Below are 2,791 nucleotides of genomic sequence, written 5' to 3'. Positions count from 1 at the left end.
GGTAATCCCCCCACCCCTTAACCTGACTTAAAAGTAGAATTTCTAAGTTGTTTGATTTAAAGGAAATTCTATGAAAACCTCCCGCTTTACCGATAGCCAAATCATGGACATCCTCAAGCAAGCCGAGGCTGGCATGCCAGCCCCAGAGCTATGCCGTGAACACGGCATTAGCATTGCTAGCTTTTACAAGTGGCGCGCCAAGTATGGCGGTATGGATGCCTCACTAATGTCTCGCGTCAAAGAGCTTGAGCTAGAGAACGCTCGATTAAAGAAGATGTATGCGGAGGTTCAGCTCCAAGCTGATGTCCTTAAAGAAGTCTTACAAAAAAAGTAACTCGGCCATCTCGTAGGCGCGAGATGGCCAGCCAACAAGTTCACAGTGGCCGAATGAGTATCCGTTTAGCGTGCGATACCTTTGTCATTAGTCAGACTTGCTATCGCTATCACCCGAAGCTATCGACCGACAATGCCCTCATTGCCGATTGGCTGGTACGCCTCACCCAAAATCAACGGAACTGGGGTTTTGGGCTTTGCTTCTTGTACTTACGTAACGTCAAAGGCTTTACCTGGAACCATAAGCGGGTCTATCGCATCTACCGGGAGTTAGAGCTTAACTTACGCATCAAGCCCCATAAACGCTTGATACGCGAGAAGCCTGTGCCATTGGTAGTACCTGAAGGCATCAATCAAACCTGGTCAATCGACTTCATGCATGACCAGTTGCACGACGGCAGATCTATCCGCTTATTTAATGTGATTGATGACTTTAATCGGGAAGCCTTAGCCATCGATATTGATTTTTCTATGCCAGCAGCCAGAGTGGTTCGCTCACTCGATCAAGTGATTGAGTGGCGTGGAAAGCCCCTCAAGATACGCTGTGATAACGTACTAAATGCAAGAACTTTTTCCAGCGATAGGCAAAGCCATGCCGTAACTGCAATTTGCAGTTAAAAAATCAAACTTACTACTTGTCTATACCCAAACGGTCACTTCCACAAATAAATCAGGGGTCCCGATTAACCATAATGAACACAAGATCCGCCACTTCACGTTTTGGTCTTTACCCTACTTAAAACAATCTGAGGTCCCAGTGGAGGGTCCAAACATTATCTACGAGGTCCTTGCGGCCTCTACGGCCCTACAGAGAGGGATCGATCCACTGGGTAAAGCTTTTTCATAGTAACCTTGATACATCTGTTTTGACTTCACTAATCCATACACTACACGCGCCATCTTCGCTGCCACCGCAGTCCTAGCCTTGCGCTGTAAATCCTTATCCTGTGGTGCGCCTTTAATATAGCGGCTATATTTTTGCTGGAAACTATTTTCTGGTTGAGCGATAGCAGTGTTCACTGCCATCCATAACGCCAAACGTAAACGCGCATTACCTCGTTTGGAGATTTGTTCTTGACCACGATAGTTGCCTGATTGATTTTTGGCTAGATCAAACCCACAATACTTCAAGAACTGACGATGATGGCTAAAGCGACGTAGATCCCCGCCTTCCGCCAGAATCGTTAGGGCATTAATCGGGCCAATCCCCGGAACACTTTGCAAGATGGCAGAGTCCGGGTTATCGGCCAATACTGCTTGAGCCGTCTCTTCTAATTGCTTGCGACAAGCATTGATCTCTTGATAGCGTCTCAGTTGTATTTGAAAGGTTTTGCAAGCCAAGGAATCTGCCTCAACAGGTAGTCCAATGCTATGCAAGGCGGTCTCATAGAGCTCAATAAGCTTAGCCGCTTTATTAACCTTGCGGCCAATGACAGGGCTGGCAATCTCGCAAAACGCTTCTTGAGAGTGCTTCGTTACTGCGCTAGGGATGGGGAAGTGCAAAAGATAATTAATCCACCAGTCTGCGCGAGTACTGTTCCACCATTTACCCATCTCCGGAAAATACAAAGGCAGGTAATGAGTGAGGATGGAATGCTGCAGGCGCGTGCGACTCAAGGTCACTTGATAGTAGGTTTTAGATAACTCTTGGAGATCATGATGCCCTGCAATTAATGGGTCAACATAACGTTGAGTAATCCCTTGCTTAAGCAGCTCTAAAAGCACTGCAGCATCCTTGGGATCATTTTTATCCCAGGAGTTGAACATCACCTCCCGATACCGGGCGCTCGCTACCGAGGAAATAAAACAGACTTCAAACCCCGCCGCTACCAAGCGATGCCCTAATGCGCGGTGGTAATTGCCGGTTGCCTCAAACCCAATAATGCAAGGCGGCGGTAAGCTCTTTAGAAAAGCAATAAAACGATCATGATCGGCAGCAGAATTAGCCATCCGAAAATGCTGCCTTTTACCCGCCTTGGTCTCGCTTAACACGGCATTAAAGTCCTTGGCAATATCGATTGCAATCCATGCCCCAAAGGGTTTATTGTTTAAGTGGTCAGCCATAGCAATACTCCTTATTGATGATCTCGCAATCACCAGCATGGCTTAAATTGCTGCGGCTGACTACCATTCTGCATGTACTATGGTCCGGAACTCATCAGTAGCGTGCTTGTGCAATGGGCTGCGAAACATCAAATAGAGATAACTTATATCCAACCAGGTAAGCCACAACAAAATGCATACATTGAAAGATACAACCGCACCGTGCGTTACGATTGGCTTAATCAATACCTCTTTGAATCGATTGATGAAGTTCAAGACTTTGCTACCGATTGGATGTGGACATACAATCATGAAAGACCAAACATGGGCTTGGGTGGAATTACACCAAAGCAAAAACTAGCACTTGCAGTACCAGCTTCTACTTTTAGCTTAAGTTAAAAATGGGGGGATTACC

At 46.4% G+C, this 2,791-nt stretch carries 1 protein-coding gene and 2 pseudogenes; 2 read left to right on the top strand and 1 reads right to left on the bottom strand.

What is annotated here, in order from left to right; all coding sequences use genetic code 11:
• Positions 1–70: 70 nt before the first annotated feature.
• Positions 71–885: pseudogene (locus ICN36_RS11840) on the top strand (IS3 family transposase); the annotation flags it as partial.
• Positions 886–1,110: 225 nt separating this feature from the next.
• Here ICN36_RS11840 and ICN36_RS11835 read toward each other — a convergent pair.
• The gene (locus ICN36_RS11835) at positions 1,111–2,397 is read right to left on the bottom strand and encodes an IS110 family transposase (protein WP_071466914.1); all 1,287 of its coding nucleotides are present in this window, start codon (positions 2,395–2,397) and stop codon (positions 1,111–1,113) included.
• Positions 2,398–2,478: 81 nt separating this feature from the next.
• On the opposite strand from ICN36_RS11835, the pseudogene ICN36_RS11830 reads away from it, so the two are divergent.
• Positions 2,479–2,775: pseudogene (locus ICN36_RS11830) on the top strand (transposase); the annotation flags it as partial.
• Positions 2,776–2,791 lie beyond the last annotated feature (16 nt).

The sequence above is a fragment of the Polynucleobacter sp. UK-Gri1-W3 genome (genome assembly GCF_018881595.1).
Classification (GTDB): domain Bacteria; phylum Pseudomonadota; class Gammaproteobacteria; order Burkholderiales; family Burkholderiaceae; genus Polynucleobacter.
The sequence above is the reverse complement of the archived record's forward strand: the minus strand, read 5'-3'. Positions and strand labels throughout refer to the sequence as shown.